The sequence below is a fragment of the Pseudomonas sp. BC42 genome, from assembly GCF_021560055.1.
Classification (GTDB): domain Bacteria; phylum Pseudomonadota; class Gammaproteobacteria; order Pseudomonadales; family Pseudomonadaceae; genus Aquipseudomonas.
In genome coordinates this window covers 410,257-430,401 of record NZ_CP091067.1, presented here as the reverse complement: position 1 = coordinate 430,401, position 20,145 = coordinate 410,257, and the positions used below count along the sequence as shown (strand labels likewise).

Annotated in this window: 12 protein-coding genes and 1 pseudogene; 1 reads left to right on the top strand and 12 read right to left on the bottom strand. The window is 63.6% G+C overall.

The window, feature by feature from the left end:
• Positions 1 to 116 precede the first annotated feature (116 nt).
• The 6 genes and pseudogenes from L1O02_RS02020 to L1O02_RS01995 form a co-directional block, all read right to left on the bottom strand.
• The gene (locus L1O02_RS02020; RefSeq protein ID WP_146189192.1) at positions 117 to 758 is read right to left on the bottom strand and encodes a hypothetical protein; all 642 of its coding nucleotides are present in this window, start codon (positions 756 to 758) and stop codon (positions 117 to 119) included.
• A gap of 13 nt (positions 759 to 771) precedes the next feature.
• Positions 772 to 1,842, bottom strand: coding sequence for a hypothetical protein (locus L1O02_RS02015; protein WP_235759458.1), 1,071 nt, complete (start codon positions 1,840 to 1,842; stop codon positions 772 to 774).
• Positions 1,835 to 5,650: a toxin VasX gene (locus L1O02_RS02010; RefSeq protein ID WP_108545076.1), complete on the bottom strand. Its 3,816-nt coding sequence runs from the start codon at positions 5,648 to 5,650 to the stop codon at positions 1,835 to 1,837. Before L1O02_RS02010 ends, L1O02_RS02015 begins: the two co-directional genes overlap by 8 nt.
• A 230-nt stretch (positions 5,651 to 5,880) precedes the next feature.
• Positions 5,881 to 6,429 (bottom strand): annotated as a pseudogene (locus tag L1O02_RS02005) (DUF4123 domain-containing protein); the annotation flags it as partial.
• Positions 6,426 to 8,516, bottom strand: a complete 2,091-nt coding sequence (gene tssI, locus L1O02_RS02000; protein WP_108545074.1) for a type VI secretion system tip protein TssI/VgrG — start codon at positions 8,514 to 8,516, stop codon at positions 6,426 to 6,428. The pseudogene L1O02_RS02005 and the gene tssI, both read right to left, overlap by 4 nt.
• A 96-nt stretch (positions 8,517 to 8,612) precedes the next feature.
• Positions 8,613 to 9,131 carry an Hcp family type VI secretion system effector gene (locus L1O02_RS01995; protein ID WP_047305413.1) on the bottom strand — a complete coding sequence of 173 codons (519 nt, stop codon included), beginning with the start codon at positions 9,129 to 9,131 and terminating at the stop codon, positions 8,613 to 8,615.
• Between the two features lie 392 nt (positions 9,132 to 9,523).
• On the opposite strand from L1O02_RS01995, the gene L1O02_RS01990 reads away from it, so the two are divergent.
• The gene (locus L1O02_RS01990; RefSeq protein ID WP_060841524.1) at positions 9,524 to 10,084 is read left to right on the top strand and encodes an NADAR family protein; all 561 of its coding nucleotides are present in this window, start codon (positions 9,524 to 9,526) and stop codon (positions 10,082 to 10,084) included.
• 77 nt (positions 10,085 to 10,161) lie between these two features.
• Here L1O02_RS01990 and L1O02_RS01985 read toward each other — a convergent pair whose 3' ends face one another.
• The 6 genes from L1O02_RS01985 to pilG form a co-directional block, all read right to left on the bottom strand.
• A complete protein-coding gene (locus L1O02_RS01985) occupies positions 10,162 to 10,620 on the bottom strand; it encodes a chemotaxis protein CheW (RefSeq protein WP_060841525.1) in 459 nt (152 codons plus the stop codon).
• Entirely contained in the window at positions 10,613 to 16,522 is a 5,910-nt protein-coding gene (locus tag L1O02_RS01980; RefSeq protein WP_235759456.1) for an Hpt domain-containing protein, read from the bottom strand. Before L1O02_RS01980 ends, L1O02_RS01985 begins: the two co-directional genes overlap by 8 nt.
• Before the next feature lie 24 nt (positions 16,523 to 16,546).
• The gene (locus tag L1O02_RS01975; RefSeq protein ID WP_060841527.1) at positions 16,547 to 18,610 is read right to left on the bottom strand and encodes a methyl-accepting chemotaxis protein; all 2,064 of its coding nucleotides are present in this window, start codon (positions 18,608 to 18,610) and stop codon (positions 16,547 to 16,549) included.
• A gap of 139 nt (positions 18,611 to 18,749) precedes the next feature.
• Positions 18,750 to 19,289 carry a chemotaxis protein CheW gene (locus tag L1O02_RS01970; protein ID WP_060841528.1) on the bottom strand — a complete coding sequence of 180 codons (540 nt, stop codon included), beginning with the start codon at positions 19,287 to 19,289 and terminating at the stop codon, positions 18,750 to 18,752.
• Positions 19,290 to 19,299: 10 nt separating this feature from the next.
• Positions 19,300 to 19,665 carry a twitching motility response regulator PilH gene (gene pilH, locus L1O02_RS01965; RefSeq protein ID WP_042941009.1) on the bottom strand — a complete coding sequence of 122 codons (366 nt, stop codon included), beginning with the start codon at positions 19,663 to 19,665 and terminating at the stop codon, positions 19,300 to 19,302.
• Positions 19,666 to 19,722: 57 nt separating this feature from the next.
• On the bottom strand, positions 19,723 to 20,127 hold the full coding sequence (gene pilG, locus L1O02_RS01960) for a twitching motility response regulator PilG (protein ID WP_016964938.1): 405 nt from the start codon (positions 20,125 to 20,127) through the stop codon (positions 19,723 to 19,725).
• Between the last annotated feature and the right edge of the window lie 18 nt (positions 20,128 to 20,145).

The following is a 20,145-nucleotide window of genomic DNA, read 5'->3' as shown; positions in this document are numbered from 1 at the left end:
GTAAATGCACCCCTGAAAACTTAAGAAACCAGCTTCGCTCTGCCGACTCAGATTGGCCTGGAATATTGTCAGGCTTGTATGCTTCTTGTCCGTAGTACTGCACCAAATCTAATAAGTTATTCATTACTTGACACCTTATGGTTTTTTTCATCAACCCAAAATGGGAGCTCAGCCTTATTAAAGTTGGCCTTAGCATGAACTGGCCCATAAAGTGCTGGCCCCTTAACTCCCGGAGCCGGAAAATGGCGGTTTTCTCCGCAGCTCTTCAATATAAGTTGTGCGCGAACCGCCCAGTACCAGTTACGGGTTTTGAAGGGAGATGGATCTGTATTGGCAGGAGGGGTAGAAAAATAGAGTTCAAGACTGTCGTTGTACAGCCGCTGCGCCTTAGGTATCGAACACATGGTGGGGGCTTGTATATCGGTACTGTAGGGCGAGCCTTTGATGCTGTAGTGGGTGACTGTTTCGCAAAGTCTACAATCAGCCTCGATATCGACGCTCCCCAGGCTGCCGAGTAAACCTGGAAGTCGGCTTTCTATACGAATCAAGGTATCGGCACTGCGCACTGAATGGGGCACTTCAGCACGGGAGTCCAGTTTGGCTTTAGGCTCGAAGAGCGGGTTGCGGCCAACGACGATGCTGTTACCGGCGAACACGCCAAGCAGACGATAGAAAGCCTCTTGCGGATCTCGTAGGTATTGGACATCAGCGCCTGCAGTGCCAAAAGTCTCAGCGCTTAACCAATCTTCCATCAGCATTTCACTGCCCGTGTCAGTCAATGTACTGCACATGGTTTGCCATCAGATTGGGCCGGTTGAAGGTATCGATTGCATCAATCTTCCCGAGCATCTCCTTGACCTTGACCTTGAAGGTTTCATCGTCCATATCGATCCAGTAACGCGCTGGGCGTTGCTGTTGACGGTCGTATTCGGCGGTGACCGGGTCCAAGTGGCGATAGGGTTCGTACAGGGGAATATCAGGCAGCGGCCGGCTGATATCCATGAAGTTCTGGAAGAAATCCCATAAGGCGCAGGGCTTTTGCAGGGTGTTGTCTGGGGTAATAAGGCTGTTGAAGTTGATACGAATATCGCGATAACGATGGATCAGGAACAAGCCGTTCATAGGCGAGCCCTGACGATCTGGGCTGGTGACGATATAGGCATCAAATTCGTAGAACGGAGCAGTGACCTCATCGATAACGCCTTCTTTTTTAAAGCGCTTGTAGTCGAAGAATGTGACAAGGCCGGTGCGGCGATTAAGTTCCCAAAGAGGGCCCTTTGGGGGGCGAAACCAGATGCGCGGAAAGTGATGCATGACAATATGCCCTACCCCCCAACATAGCAGCGTTGGAAATAAGATAGGCCAGAATACACTCGAGAGCGCGTCCCAAAAACCTATCTTCAGTTGTGAATCTCTTGAAACAATTGATAAAAACAAGCTGACAAAAGAAAAAAGTATCGCAAACAAATAAAAACCGTACTTTCCAAAAAACTGCATAAACAACCAAAATTGTGAGCGAAATGGTAACTGGGCAAATCGAAATCTCTCCTGATCATATTTTTCATGAGTTTCTATATTTTCAAATGGAGCGGGAGTGTAAGTTCCCTGTGTTATCTTTTCCTCTCGCTCCCTTAAGGCTTTTTCATAAGCACGTAGGCCATGGGGAGAGGGGTGGCGCAAAAGGTCTTCGGGGGCTAAGTCCTTGGTCCCCCCCCAAGGTAAACGTGTTCCTGAGAAATTAATCAACCGACTTCGCTCTACTGACGCGGTTTGAGCCGGGATGCTTTTCGGGCTGTATACCAGTTGCCCGTAATAAGGCACTGGTTCGATCATTTTATCCATTGATCAATTTCTTATGAGTTTGTTCGTCTGCCCAAAATGGGCGTTTTATCCTATTGAAGTCGGCCTTGGCATACGCCGCCCCATAAGCTGCTGGGTCTTTAACTTCCGGTGCGGGGAAGTAACGGAGTCCACCGCGGGTTTGCAAAACAAACTGTGCCCGAACCGCCCAGTACCAGCCGCTGGTTTTAAAGGAGGATGGGCTTCTATTGGCAGGAGGGGTAGAAAAATAGAGCTCAAGACTGTCGCTAAATAGCCGCTGTGCTTTGGGTATGGAACACATGGTGGGCGCTTGAATATCGGTACGGTAGGGCGCACCTTTGATGCTGTAGCGGGTGATGGCTTCACAGAGTCGACAATCCGCCTCGATATCAACGCTACCCAAGCTGCCGAGCAAGCCTGGAAGTCGACTTTCTATACGAATCAGGGTATTGGCAGTGCGCACTGAGTAGGGCACTTCCTCCCGACCGTCCAGTTTGGCGTTTGGCTCGAAAAGCGGATTGCGGACAATGCTGATGTTGATACCGGCGAACACGCCAAGCAGACGATAGAAGGCCTCTTGCGGGTCCTGCAAGTGCTGGGTGTCCGCACCTTTAGTGCCAAAGGGCCCAGCATTTAACCAATCTTCCAGCGGGGTGCTACTTAGCCAAAGCACGAGACCAGCACCGATACCGATCAACAGCAGGGCGACCCAGTTCAATGGATGCATGCCCAGCACTGGGGCCAAACCGCTGAACAGGCCCGCGGCGACACCCGAGAGTGCACCTCCGGCCATCAGCAAATAGCCATACATGGCCTGATCGTTCCATTGCCAGGCATACCATGCGTCATAGAGGCTTACACCGACAAAAAGAATTCCTGAAGCCAGTTGGCCGAACAATCGCGCTGTAAATACCTTGGTTAATCTATTTGCCAATCTGGGGCCTAAGACACTGAGTGCTCTTTCTTCAGAGATAGTAAATACTGGTGCTCTTGCCATTGAGAGGGCGAATTGTGTTCCAACGAACTTAACGGTCAATGCTTCCATAGCAATAACTAAATCTATACTCGCTCCACCTATCCCGATGGCAGTTCTGAAAATATCTTTTTCTCTAGAATTCTTCTCCCACGCCTCTACCTCCGCCCTTAAATTCCACATCTCCAACATCAACACCGCCGCCGCAAAAGGCCGGCTGTTCAACACGCGCCACGTATGGGTCCTGGCACGTTGTTCGCGTAAATGTTCACGTGCAACGTTCAAAGCGCTTCTGGCTCGGGTGCTGCTTGCCGCATCGGCAGCAGCGACGGCATCTGCCTGTTGGGCGGCGTTGATCTGTTGGTTTATCTCTCTGATCAGCTGAGTAACGGGCGCGCTAACGGGGATAGCCAGCACCAGATGGTTGGCGCTGGTCACCCCCGTTGCTGGCATGCGCGTGCGGTTGGTGCTGCCCAGCACCTCGCCCGTGGGGCTGAGAAACTCACCGTGGATGGTGATCGCTCTTGCCTGGCGGGTGGGCAGGTCCTGCTGGCCAAACAGGTAGAGATCCTCTGTCACCGCTGCGCGCCGCACAAAACGCGCAAGACCAAAGGTGGCGGGCAATACGCTGCGCAATTGCTGCACGCCACGAGCATGCAGCCTAATGTTGACCGGGCGAGCCTCAGCTCCCAGGCGCTCACGCATTTGATTCAAACGTTCATGGGCCTGGTCACTGACGGTTCGGCTGGCGGCGGCGGTTTGCGCGGCCTGGTTGGCGGCGTTGCGCGGGGCGGCGGTGGCGGCGCGGGCGGTATCCACGGCGCCTTGCAGGTTTTCGAAAAAGCCGATCAGGGCGGCGCTGGTATTTTTGCCATTGGCCGTGAGAAAGGTGTCCAGGCGGCCTTCAGCCAGTAGTGTGGCCAACAAGGCGCTGTCCAGCAGCTCCTGTTGCGCGGGAGACGGAGGCACCTGGTTTTCATGCTTGGCCAAGTCGGTCGGACGAAAGCAACCATCGCCAAGGTTTGGGTCATCCTGGGTCGGGACCTTGTAGGGCACGCAGACCGTTTCCATGTCGCTGGCTGGCCACAGCATCTGGTGCCAGGCCGAAGTCGTGTCTTTGGCAATACTGCTGAGCAGTTTCTGTGCACGGCTGGCCTTGGGGCTGTACAGGCTGACGCCGGTCACGGCATCCACCACGTCGCCGGTGGGTGACAGTGGATCGAGCCGTCCCGGCGGCAGGGCGATGCTCGCCATGGCCTGGCTCAGGGTGAACAGCGCGGCCAGGTAGTCAAAGCCCTCCAGGCTCAGGTGGTCGGCGAAGGTCTGTTGGGTAACGCCCTGCTCCAGGCATTCGCTCAGCAGGTCCTGGGCGCTGTTCATGTGCTGCCAGACCATGGCCCGCTCCACGGTGGCGGTGCAGCGGTTGATGGCCTGTTTGCCTGTGTCGTTGAGTTTCTTCATGCCGGCATGCAGTGCATTGGCCTGCCCTGCGAGCTGGCGCGGAACCACCAGCTGCTGCACCAGCAGCGCACTGCCGTGGTTGGGCTCTTGGGCGGCGCGGCGGGCGCAGAGCATGAGCAACTGGTGATGAGTGTTGAGGCGCATGTGCAGATGGCGCACGCGGTAGCGTGGGTCGTCCAGCAATACGCCACAGAGCTGGCGTTGCCGGGCCGATTCGAGGACGTCGGCCACGCTGTCCTGGACCAGCCATAAATCCTTTTTTTCGCCTTCTGCCTCCGGCTTGCTGCCAGGCTCGGGTTCGGGCGCCGGCAAGGAGGCTTCCAGGGCATCGGCGATGGCGGTCAGTTCCAGCGCTACGCTATGGGGCTGTTCTGCGCTGCCGGCGGTGCAGGCTTGAAGGAAGGCCTTGGCCTGGGTGCTGGCCTCAACGGGGAATTGTCCGGACAGGTCGCACAGGTAACTGCCTGGATGTTCGAGCATCCACTCGTAGCCCGGCGCCCGGGGGCGTTGCGGTGCGGCCACGCTGACCGGGAAAGCATTCGACTGGAGGTTGAGCCAGGTGGTTCTGGCCTGAGACGCAGCGCTCTGGTTGGTGGCGTTGTGCACATCGAAAGCGGCAAAGGCCTGCACCATCGCTGTGCCATCCGGCTGGTTCTTGTACAGCCGCTTGAAACGCTGGTCAGCGCTGCGCAGGTCGGGGCTCCGGCAACGTTGGCCACGCAGCTTGGCGTCCTGTTCCAGGCGCTGTAGCCGGGGGGCGCTGAGCTGGACTTCCGAGAAGCACAGCTGCAAACCCTCTACGTGCCGGTTGTTCCAGCTGGCTGGCAGCCAGATGTCGTCCAGGGCCTGGCCGCAGGCGTTGCGTTCGCCGGGCTTGAAGCTCTGGCCCTGGCGAAACTGCGCCACATCGATGTCGTGGTAGGTGGTCTTGTCGCCCTCGATACGCACTTCCAGCTCGCGCCACAGCCGCTGCTCGTGGAACACGTAGACGTAGCCAGTGCGCGCCAGTACCGGCGTGCCGAGGTCGTAGGCGCTTTTGCTGCCAGGCAAGGCGACAAAGGGCAGCACCGGCACCAGCTGGTTCCACTGGGCATCGCTCTGGCGGGGCGTGGGGCGCAGGTTGTCGAGCAATGGCAGGCGAATGGGCGCGCCCTGGGTGGTGGCGATTTCTAGGCACAGTTGTCCTTTGGCCAGGCCGGCGCTGTCCCAGACGTGCAACACGCTGCTGCACAGTTCCCGTTCCAGGGGTTCCTGCTCGCCCTTGAGCGGGCTGCCGGCCTGATCCAGCAGCACCAGCCTCTGGCTCTCGGGGTGATCCTTGCCGATCACCTGGACGATCAGTTTGCCGGCTTCGCAGGCCGGGCCCGGGCTCAGGCTACCGATGGGGGCGCTCATGTCAGTGACTCCTTGTCTTGCCAATGCCGACGTAACAGTTCCAGGCGGTCCTCATTGCTGGTGTGTGAAGCCAGACGCGGCAGGTCGTGGTGGGCATAGCGCAGCCGCAGGTCGAGAAAACGCTGCAGTTCCTCGGCCTGGACGAAGCCCAGATCCATGCCCTGCTCCAGGTACTCACTCGCTTGGGTGAATGACAGGTCGCGCTGCCGCTTCCACCATTGATACAGGAAGTACTCTCTGCGCTGACGCTGCAACGCTTGCTCCTGTTGCTGGCTGAGGCGAGCCCGGGCGGCTCCGGGCATCGTCCTCCATTGCGCAGCGTGTGGGTTGTCGACGCTCAGCCAGCGCTCTTTATCCTCGGCCTGGTCGGCCCAGGTGCCGCCATACCAGCTCAAGCGCGAGACAGGTCCCAGCCACAGTGCATGGCTTTGAGCGGCATCGGCGGCGAAGAAGTAACTGGCAGTGGTCGGATTGCAATAACACAGCACCCCCTTGCGCTGTTCGCCAAAGCGCACCAGCAGGATATGCCGCAGGTGCTCCAGCAGGGTGTCCGTGGACACCGAGCTTTCAAGGATCAACCCCGGCCACTGCTTGGGCTCCTGCCTCATGAACTCCAGCACCCGGGGATTGCGCGCGCAGTCCAGCCAGACAGGACTCTGCTCGCGGCATTCCGCGAGCTCAGTGGCGTCGAACAGCAGGATGGGCGAGGGATCATCCGTCGCCTGGTAGATTTTTTCCAACAGGTACTCACTGCGCTCCAGCAGCACTGAGGTGTTCATCGTGACGCTCCTGCCAGCAGGGCCTTTCTGCACGGGCAGTCGGTCAGCGGACACTGCATGGGCGTGCCTCCCTTGGGCTTCTGGCACAGCTCCACCAGGGGCAGTTTTTCCTTGAGCCGTTGTTGCAACAAGGCCCCCGGCTTATCCCCATCCGCCACCCGCAACGGCCCCGGCAACAACGGCGCCGCACCAGTGCCACTGCCCGGGCTGCCGCCGGAGTTGTTATTGACCAGGGCGCCGCTGAGGGCCACGCCGCCGGCGTCGATCTTGATCCAGCTACCGCCGCCCTTGAGGGTCAGTTCGCTGCCGGCTTCGAGCACCACTTTCAGGCCACTGGCGAGGTGGATTTCCTGGCCGGCTTCGATGAACAGGCCGTTGCCCAGTTGCAGGTGCTGGCTGCCGGCGATGCTCAGGTGATCACTGGCGCGGGCTTCGACTTTGCGCTCGCCATGCACGGTGTGGTGTTCTTCGGCCTTGAATTCGCTGTAGCTGTTGGCCTCCACCGTGTCGTGGCGCTGGTGGCCGACGCGGATTTTCTGGTCGTGCTGGACCTGCTGGTCCCAGTCGCGCTGGGCGTGGATGAAGATCTGCTCGGCGCCTTGTTTGTCTTCGATGCGCAGTTCGTTGAAGCCGCCGCCGTCGGGGCTGCTCAAGGTCTTGAAGGTGCTGCGGGTCTTGTGCGCCGGCAGCGGATAGGGGACGACGTTCTCCTTGTGGTACAGGCAGCCGGTGATCAGGGGCTGGTCGGGGTCGCCTTCGAGGAAGGTCACCAGCACTTCCATGCCCACCCGGGGGACGGCGATGGCGCCGTACCAGGCGCCGGCCCAGGCCGAGGACACCCGCAGCCAGCAGCTGCTCTTGTCGTTGCCCTGGCCCTCGCGGTCCCAGTGAAACTGCACCTTGACCCGGCCGTGGGCGTCGGTGTGGATGTCCTCGTCCTGAGGGCCGGTGACCTTGGCGGTCTGGCTGCCGAGAATCCGCGGCTTGGGGTGTTCCAGGGGCGGGCGATGGGCCACTTCCCAGGGGGTGGCGGTGAAGCGGTTGCGGTAGCCCTGGTGAAAGCCTTTTCCGGCCCGGGTGTCGCTGGTGATGGACTCTTCCAGCACCTGCGGCTGTTTGCCTTCGTGGAGGACTTCGGTCAGCAGCCACAGGTCGTTCCAGGCCGGGTGGGGGTGCCCGCTCAGGGGCAGGAAATGCCCGCTGCGCAGGCTTGGCTGGTCGCTGTGGCCGCTGGCCTGGCAGTAGTCGCTGCGGTGCCGTTCCAGGGCGCGCCTGGCCAGATGCTTGCCGCGCTCGCGGTCGGTGAAGCGTCCGGGGTAGGCGTAGTCTTCAAGGTCCGGCTCGGCTTTTGGCTCTTGCGGTTTGGCCGCTCCCTGCATCTGCAGGCGCGGTTTTTCGAAGTCGTAGTCGCGGCGCGTGGTGCGGCTGGGGCGCGCCTCCAAGCGCAGCTCGAAACGCTTGATCACCGGCTCGCTGGCCACCAGGCCGGAGTCTTGCCGGTAGGCCACCGGGGCCAGTTTGCGGAACACCGTCTGGTCTTCGCCGAACACCAGTCGATGCCCGTCGCGGCTGTGCTGAAAGTGGTAGTGCAGGCCCTCTTCCTCGCACAGGCGCTGGATGAAGCGCAGGTCCGATTCGTCGTACTGCACGCAGTATTCGCGCTCCGGGTAGGGGCCGGCGAGGTGGAAGTGGTAGTCGTTGCCGAGGATGCCGTGTTCCTCCAGCACCCGGGCGATGATCTGCGGCACGCTCAGGTGCTGGAAGATCCGTTGGTTGATGCGCTGGCCCAGATAGGCCAGGCGTGGGCCGAGGGTGATCTGGTAGTGGCTCAGGCGACGACCGCGGTCGCCTTGGGCAATGCGCTGGATCTGCCCGTGAATGCCGCTGCCATCAGCCGCCAGTTGCAGGAAGGCCGGGGTGTGCAGCAGCGCGTCCAGGTCCAGGTTGGAGCGTTCGCTGACCAGCTCCAGGTCGAAGGCAAAGGGCCGGCTGATGCGTTCCCGGCCCTGCAGGCCGAGCACTTGAAAGTCGTGGGGGCGACCCTCCAGGGTCAGGCTGAAATGCGTCTGGTCGGCGGCGGCGAACATTCCCTGTGCCTCGATGCGGGCAGTGCAACTGCTGGATGAATAAGGGCCCGGACCAGCGAGGCTGGCCAGGGCGCGGTAAGGGTCGAGCGGCCTTCCTTAGCCGGTGACCGGGGTCCGCCAGTCATCGGAGCCGGAAGTGCCGGAGACTTCGTGGGTCCAGGTGATCTTGCGGTAGGTGAAGTGCACGTCTTCCAGGTGGGTGAAGTGGGCATTGCCCGGGTCCTGGCAGTTGTGCATGTAGTCCTTGATGTCGACGATGATCGCGTCCTCAAGGGTGGTGGTGTAGTAGTGCTCCTGGGTGCCGGCGGCGGAGGTGCGGTACCACTGGATGACGATCTCGGTCAGGCGCTCGCCCGAGGTCAGCGCCGCCAGCAGCAGCGGCGAAGCCTTGTCGAAGACCTTGGTGATGATCACCGGCTTGTGCACCCGCTGGCCGGTGGGCTGGCCGGACTGCGGATCGCGGGGAATGATCACTTCGTGCTGAAAGCCCTGGACCATGACCTGGTCTTCATGACCTTCCTGGTAGGTGTTACCCACGGAATCGGCGGTAAAGGCCCCGGCGGTGATCAGCCCCTGTTTGGTGCCGGTGACCGACATATACGCTGGCGTTGCCATGCATGCTCTCCTTGCAAATCACTAAAGAAACCCCGGCCAGACGGCCGTGGGGTGCAGAGGTGAGTACAAGGTCTGTGCCAGCAATTGATTAGTTGTTTTGAATCAGTGAGTTACTGACTAATTGGCAGTGTTTGGCGGACTTTTTCGAGGAAATACCGGGAAAAGTGCGCAACATGTTGCGCAGTGCTGTGCAAGATCTTGCGCACCTTGAAGCAGGCCATGCGGCAAGGCCATTACCGCGATCTGTGCACAGGCTTATCCACAGATGACTGCGCAAGATGTTGCGCAGTTGCAAGATTATCCACAGGGTTGGCATCCGGCCGCCCTCTGGGGCCACAATGCGCGCCGGACCGGCCAGTCAATGGCCTGAGCAGACAATGATGAGAGTCAGCATGGACACACCGATTCGCTCGAACCAGACACTGCTGGAACAGATCAAGCATGGCCTTGAGCCCGACTACCTGATGTTCTGGGGCCACCAGCCGACCCGCGACGGGCGCCTTTCCCCAAGCTGCTTCAGCCAGTGGTTCGCCGCCGGCCTGGAGCTTGAGGGCATTCACTACCCCAGCGCCGAGCACTTCATGATGGCCGGCAAGGCCCTGCTGTTCGATGACCGGGAAACCCACGGGCGGATCCTCAAGGCGACCACCCCGGCGGACGTCAAACAGCTGGGCCGCGAAGTGCGCGGCTTCGATGACGCCCGTTGGTCCGAGGCGCGTTTCGAGATCGTGGTGCAAGGCAACCTGGCCAAGTTCAGCCAGCACCCGGCCCTGGGCGACTACCTGCTGTCCACCCGCGATCAGGTGCTGGTGGAAGCCAGCCCGGTGGATCGGATCTGGGGCATTGGCCTGGCGGCGGACGATGCCAAGGCCAGCCGGCCGGAGCAGTGGCGCGGCCTGAACCTGCTGGGGTATGCCTTGATGGAGGTACGGGACAGGTTGCGGGGGGCCTGAGGCGCAGCTTTCGCCGGCACGCCAGGGTCTAGCGACGCGCGCGTGCTGCACGCCACCGGCTTGCCGGCAAAACACGCCTAGGACAGCAGCCCCGCCCCCACCAGCAACTCCTCCAGCGCCAGCAGATCCGGGACCTTGGCCACTTGCTCGGCCACCTGCACCGCGGCCTTTTCCAGAGGCGCCAACGACACATCGACGTAGCTCAACTGGCTGTCGAGCTTGCAGGAGCGGGGAATGCCCTGCACCAGCAAGGCCATGAACTTCAGCTCCGGGCGTCCGCCCAGGGCGTTGAGCACGACGATACGCGCCCGCTCGCCCAACACCGTCTTGCCACCACAGGCCGACTCGAAACTGATCAGCGCAATCCACCGCTCGCGCCACAGCACCCGGCCCAGGTACCAGGGCGGCGAATCCAGGTCGAAGCTGCCCTGCTGATAGTCGATCAGTTCGGCCACCGCCACGTTGGGCAGGATCAGGGTACGGTCCGCCAGGGGCAGCAACAGACCGGTCAGGGTGCTGGCGCGGTGATCAAGCATGGGGCTTGCTCCACAGGGCGATGCTTTCCAGCAGCACCGATTCTTGATAGGGCTTGCCGAGGTAGTCGTTGACCCCGATGGCCATGGCCCGGTCGCGGTGTTTCTGCCCGGTGCGGGAGGTGATCATGATGATCGGCAAGTGTTGCAGGCGCGGGTCGTTGCGTACCTGGATCGCCACTTCGAAACCGTCCATGCGCGGCATCTCGATGTCCAGCAGCATCAGGTCCGGGGTGTGCTCGGCCAGCAGCGTCATGGCGTCGACCCCGTCCTTGGCGGTGAGCACGTTCATGCCATGACGTTCCAGCAGGCGGCTGGTGACCTTGCGCACGGTGACCGAATCGTCCACCACCAGCACCAGCATCGGCCGTGGCGGCTGGACTTCGGCGGCCACGGCCTCGCCGCTCGGCCCCGGCCGCGGTGCCTGGAGCTGCAGCGCACGAAGGTGCGCCAGCAGATCGAGAATCAGCACCACCCGGCCATCGCCGAGAATGGTCGCCCCGGACAGGCCCTGCACCGCCGCGAACTGCGGCCCCAGGCTCTTGACCACGATCTCCCGGGTGCCGGCCGTGACATCCACCTGCACCGCGATGCGCTGTTCGTTGCAGTGCACCAGCAGCACCGGCAGCGGCAGCACCTGGCCCAGCAGTTTCGGGCGCGGCACGGTGTGCAGCAGTTCCCCCAGGTAGCACAGGTCATAGCCCTGCCCGGCGTATTCGTAACGGGGCGGATCGAGCTGGTAATGGGCGTCCAACTCGCCCGGCAAGACCCGCACGATGCCTTCGACGGTGTTCAGCGGGATCGCGTACTGCTCATCGGCGCACTGCACCATCAACGCCCGGTTGACCGAGACGGTGAAGGGCAGGCGAATGCGGAAATGCACCCCCTGCCCGGCCACCGAATCAATGCTCATGCTGCCGCCCAGTTGCCGCACTTCCTCGTGCACCACATCCATGCCCACCCCGCGCCCGGAGATCTGGGTGATCTTCTCGGCGGTGGAAAACCCCGGCTGCATGATGAACTGCAGCACCTCGCGGTCGCTGATCGCGGCTTGCGGATCCAGCAGGCCGCGCTTGATGGCTTTGGCGCGCACCGCTTCCAGGGGCACCCCGGCGCCGTCGTCGCGCATGTCGAAGATGATGTCGCCGCCTTCCCGGGACAGGTCGAGGCTGATCCGCCCCCGGGGCGGCTTGCCCGCGGCGCGGCGCACGTCGGCGGCCTCCAGGCCGTGATCCACGGCATTGCGCAACATGTGCTCCAGGGGCGCGACCATGCGTTCGAGAACGTTGCGGTCCATTTCCCCTTCGGCGTTGCCCACCACGAACTCCACGTCCTTGCCCAGCTCTTCGGCCACCTGCCGCACGATGCGCTTGAGCCTGGGCACCATGCGCTCGAAGGGCACCATGCGCGTGCGCATCAGGCCTTCCTGCAATTCGGTGTTGATCCGTCCTTGCTGCTGCAACAGGTTCTCGGCGTCGTGGTTGCGCCGGTCGAGGGTTTCCTTGAGGTCCAGCAGGTCCGAGGCGGACTCGAACAGGGCCCGGGACAACTGCTGCAACTGCGAATGCCGGTCCATTTCCAGCGGGTCGAATTCCTCGTAGCCCAGGCGCTCGGCCTCCACTTGCTGGCGACTGAGGATGCGGCCCTGGGTTTCGGTGTCCAGGCGCCGCAACTGGTCACGCATGCGCTCGATGGTGGTTTCCATCTCGCCAAGCGCTACCCGGGCATCGTTGACCTGTTGTTCGATGCGCCCCCGGAAGATCGAGGTTTCCCCGGCCAGGTTCACCAGATCGTCCAGCAGTTCCGCCGACACCTTGACCATGTCGCCCACCACCGCGGCCTCCGCGGCGGGGGCCGCCGGCTCCGGCTTGCTCGCCGGCATCGGCGCAGGCGCCCCGGGCACGGACGGCACGCGCGGATGGCTCAGGTCGTGGATCGCCTCGATCAGTTTCTGCGCCGGCTCGATGGGTTGCCCGGCCCGAGCCGCATCGAGCATCTGCGCCAGGCGGTCGTGGCTTTTCTGCTGCAGGGTGAACAATGCCGGGCTGGGTTGCAGCAGGCCGGCGGACAAGCCTTCAAAGAGAAACTCTAGCTCGTGGGCCAGATCGCCGATGGGGGCGATTTCCACCATTCGCGCCCCGCCCTTGAGGGTGTGCAGGTCCCGCAGCAGGGTTTCCACCTCCTGGCGCGCCTGGGGGTCGGCCTGCCAGCGCGCCAGGGCCGCGGCGGAGCTGTCGATGATGTCGAAGCCTTCTTCGAGAAAGATCTCCAGCAGCTCCGGATCCTGGGCCGCGCTGTCCTCAGAGGGCGCGTTCTCGGCCGTCTCGGCGGGGCTGGCTGCCTGCTGCCGGTAGGCGCGCACGGCTTCGACCTGAGCCCGGGAATCATCCAGGGGCCGCGCGCTCTGCAACTGATGCAGCAGCAACGCCAATTGCTCATGACTGCTGCGCAACAGCAGGCCCAGGTGCTGGCTGTGGCTGTAGCGCCGGTCCACCAGGCCCTCGTACAACGACTCCAGCTCCTGGGCCAGCTCCGCCACCGGCGTCACTTCGGCCATTCGCGCGCCCCCCTTGAGGGTGTGCAGGTCCCGCTGCAGGGAGGACAGCGGCGCGCCGTTTTCCGGGTCCGCCAACCAGCGTTGCAGGGCCTGATCGGCGCTTTCGAGGAGGTCCACCGCTTCTTCGAGGAAGATCTCGACGATCTCCGCGTCTGCGTCCGCCTGCCCCGGCGTCTGCTCCAGGCGCGCGGTGGCCGCCCCCAGCTCACTGATGCTCAAGGCCCGACTGCCATCGCTCTTGATCAGGCCGGTGGCACTCGGATCAAGGCCTTCGTGCAGCAAATCGCGCAGGGCCTGAACGCGCTCCGCGCAGGGGCTGACTGCCTGGCCTGCGGCCAGCTCGTCGAGCATGTTGAGCAAGGCCTCGTGGGCGCTTTCAGCCTCGTGGAAGAAGCGCTCGCTGACCGCCAGGTTGCTCTCCTCCACCGCGCCATAGAGGTCGAGCAGGGCTTCGCAGAGTTCATCCACCGGGTGCAGGTCGGCCAGGTGCGCGCCTTCACCGAGGGTGGTCAGTTCGTCCAGCAGGGCACTGAGTTCCTGGCGCTCGCCGGGATGCTGCTGCCAGCGCCGCAGCAGGCTTTCGGCGTCCAGCAGGATGTCCATGCCCTGGGCCAGGAAGTTGGTGATCAAGTGCGGATCGCGCTTGGCCCGGGGGGCGGCGTCCGGGGCGTTGAGCAGGGTTTCCAGGCGCTCGCCGAGCAGTGCCAGGGCGCGCCCCACCAGTGAGCGGGCACCGTCGATGGGCGCCAGCGGATCGCTGTCCAGTTGCCGCAACCCGCGGCGCAGCAGGCCTTCGGCTTCCAGCAGCAGCTCGACTTCGTCCAGGTCCAGGGGAATCAGGTGGGCCCGGTATTCCCGGGCCAGCTGGTCGAAGGGCCCGGCCAGCTCGGCCATCGGCAGCACCCCGGCCATGGAGGCGCTGCCCTTGAGGGTATGCAGGGCCCGCTGCAGTTCATCGCTGGCCTGCAGCGGCAGGTGCTCGGCAGCCCGTTCGAGAAAACGCTGGATGCTGTCCAGGTGGGTCTGGGCTTCGGCGCGGAAGATCTCCAGCAACTGCGGGTCCAGCGCCTGGCCTTCAGCGAGGGCGCCGGCTGCGGCACCTTTGGCCAGGGCATGGGCGCGAGCGGCGAGGCGGTCGACATCCTCGCGCTGGCGCTGGGCCCGGGCGGCGAATTCGCCGATCAGGTCCGGCAGCAGTTGCAGGGTGTCGGCCACCAGTTGCCGGACTTCGGCGCTGGGGGCAACGCTGTGCTCCAGCACCCGGTTGAGCAGGTTCTCCACCGCCCAGGCCAGCTCCCCCAGGACCAGGGCACGCACCATGCGCCCACTGCCCTTGAGGGTGTGGAAGGCTCGACGCAGTTCGCTCAGGGCGGCCTGGCCCTGGGGCTCGGCCGTCCAGCGCGGCAGGTACTCGCGGAGCATGTCCAGCACTTCCTCGGTTTCCTCAAGGAAGACTTCCCGCAGTTCGTCGTCGACCGGCTCTTCGTCCACCGGCGGCGGTAGCAGGCTGCCGGGGGTGATCAGGGCCGGCGGGTTGAGCGCCGACACCGGGGCCGCCAGCGCATCGGCCAGAGACTGCGCCGGCCGGGGCTCGTCCGCTGCCTGGGACACCGGCAGCGCCGGCGCCTCGCCGCCGCTTGCGGGCCGCTCCGGCAATACCGCTTGCGCCACGGGGGCATGCCCCAGGGCCGTCAGGCCCTGCTCCGCCAGGTCGAGGAACTTCTCCCCCGGCGCCTGGTGGTCCTCCTTCAAGCGCTCCAGGTAGTACTCAAGGCTGGTGATCACATCCGCCAGGTGGTCCAGTTGCCGCCAGTCCGGCCGGGGCGAATCCTGCAGCAGCTGTTCGCTGATGAAGCGATTGCAGGCTTCCATCAGGCTGGCGGCACGGGGCAGCGGGATCATCGCCAGCGCGCCGCGCACCTGGGTCAGCAACTCGGGCACCGACACCAGTTGCTCGCGCTCCCAGTCGGCCTCGATGCACTCGCCAATCAGGTCCTTGGCCTGACGCAGGCAGACCAGGGCTTCCTGGATCACCAACTGATGGATCTGGGTCAGGTCGGTGGTGGGCAGGCGGCTGTCCTCGGGACTTTCCGGCTCCACGGTGCCGACCATCCCGGCCAGGGTCGCCTCGACATACAACAAGGCCCCGGCCACATCCATCAGCACCGCGTCGTCCGGCGCGCGCTGGCCCTGGGCCAGGCTCTGGACCACCGCCAACTGGTCGATGATCACCTTGCGTGGCTGGCCGAAACCCAGCACCGCCAGGGTGTCGGCGATCTGCCGCAAGGGAGACAGCAGGCTGTCCAGATCACCGGTGTGCTGGCGGTCGCTGCGCACGAACAGGTCGAGGCGCTCCTTGACCCGCACCAGGCCATCGCACACCGCGGTCAGCACCGAGCGCATGGCATCGCGGTCGGGCCCGGCCAGGCGGGCCCGTTCCTCATCCACCACCGCGCTGTCGGGCAGCGCGTCGTCCAGTCCGTAACGTTCTTTCATGGTCAGCATCAATGGGGTGGGGTGGCGCGCCTTGGCGATGTAGAACAACAGGCTCTTGAGCAATTCGTCGGGCGCGGCCTGGTTGATTCCGGGCATGCCCTGTTCCAGCAGGCGCTTGAGTTCCTTGTCGGCGTCCTTGAGCAGGCTGCGCACCGCCGGGCTGTTGGCGATCACGCCCTGGCGCATGCCTTCCACCAGGGCCGAGGCGATGTGCCATAAGGGCGCCAGCGGTGCGTCCTGGCACAGCGCCTCCAGGCGTTCGAAGACCTTGGCCATGTGGCCCAGGCAGTGTTCGGCGTCCTGCTCGCGCAGCAGGTCCACCAGTGCGGTTTGCAGCAGGTGCCGCAACTTGCGCATCTGGGTGGGAAACTCCAGCGGCTCCAGAGCCGCCAGGGCCTTGTCGGACAGGGTCGGCAGGCTGGGCAGTTGCGGGCTGAACAGGCTGGTTTCCGAGAGCAGGCCTTCGCCCCGGGCACTGCGCAGGTCGTTGAGCAGCGGCAGCACCACCAGGGGCAGGTCGCGGCGGGCACTCTGCACCCGGTCCAGGTACTGGGGCAGTTGGCCGATGGCCTGGCGCAGCAGGCGCAGGGCTTCGTCGCGCTGGGCCACCCGGTTCTGCTGCAGGGCCAGGGCGAGCTTTTCCATTTCCTCGGCCAGCAGCGCGGCGCCGTAGAACTCCACCATCTGCAGACTGCCATGGACCTGGTGGATCCCCGCCAGGCTCTGGCCGAGGGCATCCGGGTCCTGGGGGTCATCCGCCAGGTGTTCCAAGGCCTGATGCGCCTGCTTCAAGGTTTCGGCAATTTCGCCCTTGACCCATTCCAGGGCCACATAGTCATGCCGGTCCACCATCACCACTCCCGTCAAGGCCTTGCGTCAGCGATTGTCATTCGGGGCCGGGGCCCGGGTGGCCGGCAAGGTGAAGCCGGACACCGAGCGGCGCAGTTGGCTGGCCATTTTCGCCAGGTTGCCGATGCTCTCGGCGGTCGCGGTGGAGCCGGACGAGGTTTGCGAGGTGATCTGCTGGATCACGTTCATGGTCAGGGAGATCTGCCCGGCCGACGTGGTCTGCTGCTGGGCCGCGTTGGAAATGCTCTGGATCAGCGCCGCCAGGGTCTTGGACACGCCTTCGATCTCTTCCAGGGCCACCCCCGCGTCCTGGGCCAGACGCGCGCCGCGCACCACTTCGGTGGTGGTCTGCTCCATGGAGATCACCGCTTCGTTGGTGTCGGTCTGGATCGCCCGCACCAGGGTCTCGATCTGCCGCGTGGCGGCCGAGGAGCGCTCCGCCAGCCGTTGTACTTCGTCGGCCACCACGGCGAAACCGCGCCCGGCATCGCCGGCCATGGAGGCCTGGATCGCCGCGTTGAGGGCCAGGATGTTGGTCTGGTCGGCGATGTCGTCGATCAGGCTGACGATGTCGCCGATTTCCTGGGAGGACTCGCCCAGGCGCTTGATGCGCTTGGCGGTGTCCTGGATCTGCTCGCGGATGTTGTCCATGCCGTGGATGGTGTTGTGCACCACCTCGTTGCCCTTGTTGGCGATTTCCACCGAACGCTCGGCCACCGCCGAGGACTCGGCGGCGTTGGCCGACACCTGATCGATGGACTGGGCCATCTCGTTGATCGCCGTGGAGGCTTCGGAAATCTGCTGGGCCTGGTGCTCGGAGGCTTCGGCCAGTTGCATGGCGGTGGCCTGGGTTTCCTGCACCGCGCCGGCCACCTGACCCGCCGTGAGGTTGATGGTGGCCACCAGGTCGCGCAGCTGGTCGACGGAATAGTTGATGGAGTCGGCGATGGTCCCGGTGAAGTCCTCGGTCACCGAGGCGGTCACCGTCAGGTCGCCGTCGGCCAGGTCCTCGATCTCGTCCAGCAGGCGCATGATCGCGTTCTGGTTGCGCTCGTTCTTCTCGGCGGTTTCCCGCAGCTGGCGGTTGGTTTCGCGGACCATCACCAGGCCGATGAGGATGATCGAGGCCAGGGCCAGCAGGCCCAGGACATAACCGCCGATGGTGTCCAGCTTGCGGCTGCCGGCCAGGTTCTCGAAGCCGGTGGCCAGCAGCGAGGCTTCGTCCAGCAGGGTCTGGGACAGGCTGAAGATGTTGCTCGCCGATTCGCGGACCTGGAACAGCTCGGGGGAGGTTTCGAGGATCTCGTCCACGGAACCGGAGACGAACTCGAACAATTCGGAAATTTCCGCCAACCGGGCCCGGGCGTCCGGGTCTTCGACCTGGCTGATCTTCAACCCTGGGTTGCCCTGCAGCATGCCGTTGAGGACCTGGCCGAAGCGCGCGGCATCCCGGCCAAAGGCGTCGGCGGCCTGGACCGCATTTTCGTCGCCGGCCAGCACCGTGTTGACCGCCCCCAGAATCCGCTCGGCCAGCAGCGACTGGCGCTGGGCCATGGCCACCTGGGCGGCCGGGGCACCGCGCTGCAGGAGGATCTCCACCACCTTCTCGTATTCCACCTGCAACTGGGGCACGGTTTCCGCCAGGGTCGCCGCCACTTGATGCAGGGACAGCACCGTCTGCTCGCTACCGAGGATGACATCGGCGTTCTTCAGCAGTTTTTCCCAGTCCAGCTGCACGGCGCGCATTTCCTGGCGCAGCACCACCGGCGCGCCGGGCAGGCCGGTGGCCGGGTCGCCCTTCTTCAGGTAGCTCCAGCGCTGGGCAAAGTCGTTGCGCGCATCCCCCAGCAGCTTGAACGCCGCGGCCTTGCCGGCTGCCGCTTCGGTGGCGTTCTTAGCGATGCGCTGGGACAGCACCCGCAACTCGCCGGCATGGCCGATGTACTGCTTGTCGTAGGTGGCCTGGGTGTTCAGGTAAGCGAAGTTGGCGAACAGCAGCATGATGAACACGATCAGTGCGATGAACAGCACGATGATCTGCGAGCGACTGCGGGAGCCCTCCAGGGGCTTGCCGGTTTTGGCTTTGGTCATCGATCAGGCCTGTGGCGAGCGGGTGATCCCGCTTTCAGGAGCCCGGGGCGCACGCAACGCCCGGGCAGCATGGATGGAACCAGGGCAGCAAGGCTGGCCGGGGTACAGCGAACGCAGGGCAAGCGGGACCGGGCGAGGCTCACGCCGCCACCTGCAGAAACGCCGGCGAGCGGGCCAGGGCGAAGGGGCTGAAGACCTGCCAGAGCTGGTCGCTGCGAAACTGCCCCTGCAGGTAGGGGTTGATCGCGGCAATGGCAAAGTCGCCGGGGCCGGGCTCCAGACTGTCCTGGGCAAAATGCTTGAGGCCCGCCACTTCATCCACCAGCAGGCCGGCGAACAGTTCCTTGTACTCCACCACCAGCACCCGTCGCTGCTTGCGCAGGGGCGACAGCTCATGACCGAAGAAGGCGCACAGGTCCATGATCGGCAGCAGCCGCCCGCGCAGGTTGGCCACGCCCTTGACCCAGGGCTTGACCCCGGGCAGCAGGGTGTAGCGCGGCTCGTGCAGCACCTCGCTGATTTCGCCCATGGCGGCCACGTACCAGTGCTCCCCGAGGCGGAAGCCGATACCGCTCCAGCCGTGCTGGCGGGTTTCCTGGGACGGCAGGTCGGCGGCCAGCAGGCGGCAGCGCTGGTCGATCTCCAGCAGCAGCTCGAAGGCGGTCTGGGTTTCGCTCATGGCCGGGCGATCAGCCGGCCAGGACGCTGTTCAGGGTCTTGATCAGGGTCTCTTCGTCCACCGGCTTGGTCAGGTAGTCCTTGGCGCCCTGGCGAGTGCCCCAGACCTTGTCGGTTTCCTGATCCTTGGTGGTGATGATGATCACCGGGATATGGCTGGTCTCGGCGTCCTTGGTCAACTGGCGGGTGGCCTGGAAGCCGTTGAGGCCGGGCATGACGATGTCCATCAGTACCGCATCGGGCTTTTCTTCCCGGGCCAGGGCCACGCCGTCGGCACCGTTCTCGGCCTTGAGCACTTCATGGCCGTGCTTTTCCAGCATGCCGGTGAGTTTGTACATTTCAGTCGGCGAGTCATCGACGATCAGAATACGAGCCATGGTCTTCCCCATACGGTATGGGCGCGCGGCCCGCGGGCCGAACGCCATTGTGCGTGTCTACTGTGGCGCAAGCGCGACAAAGTCCGGAACGTGGGCCTTGATTGCGCTCAGCAGTTCTTCCTTGCTGAAGGGTTTGGTCAAAAACTGGTCGGAGCCGACGATGCGCCCCTTGGCCTTGTCGAACAGGCCGTCCTTGGAGGACAGCATGATCACGGGAATGGACTTGAACGCGCTGTGGTTCTTCACCAGCGCACAGGTCTGATAGCCGTCGAGCCGCGGCATCATGATGTCGACGAAGATGATGCCGGGATGATGATCGACGATCTTGGCCAGGGCCTCGAAACCGTCCACGGCGGTGATGACCTCGCAGCCGACGTTCTTCAACAGCATTTCGGCCGTGCGGCGAATCGTCTTCGAATCGTCGATCACCATCACCTTCAAGGCGTTGGAATGCTGTTCCATATCTGCTCTGCCATCGCC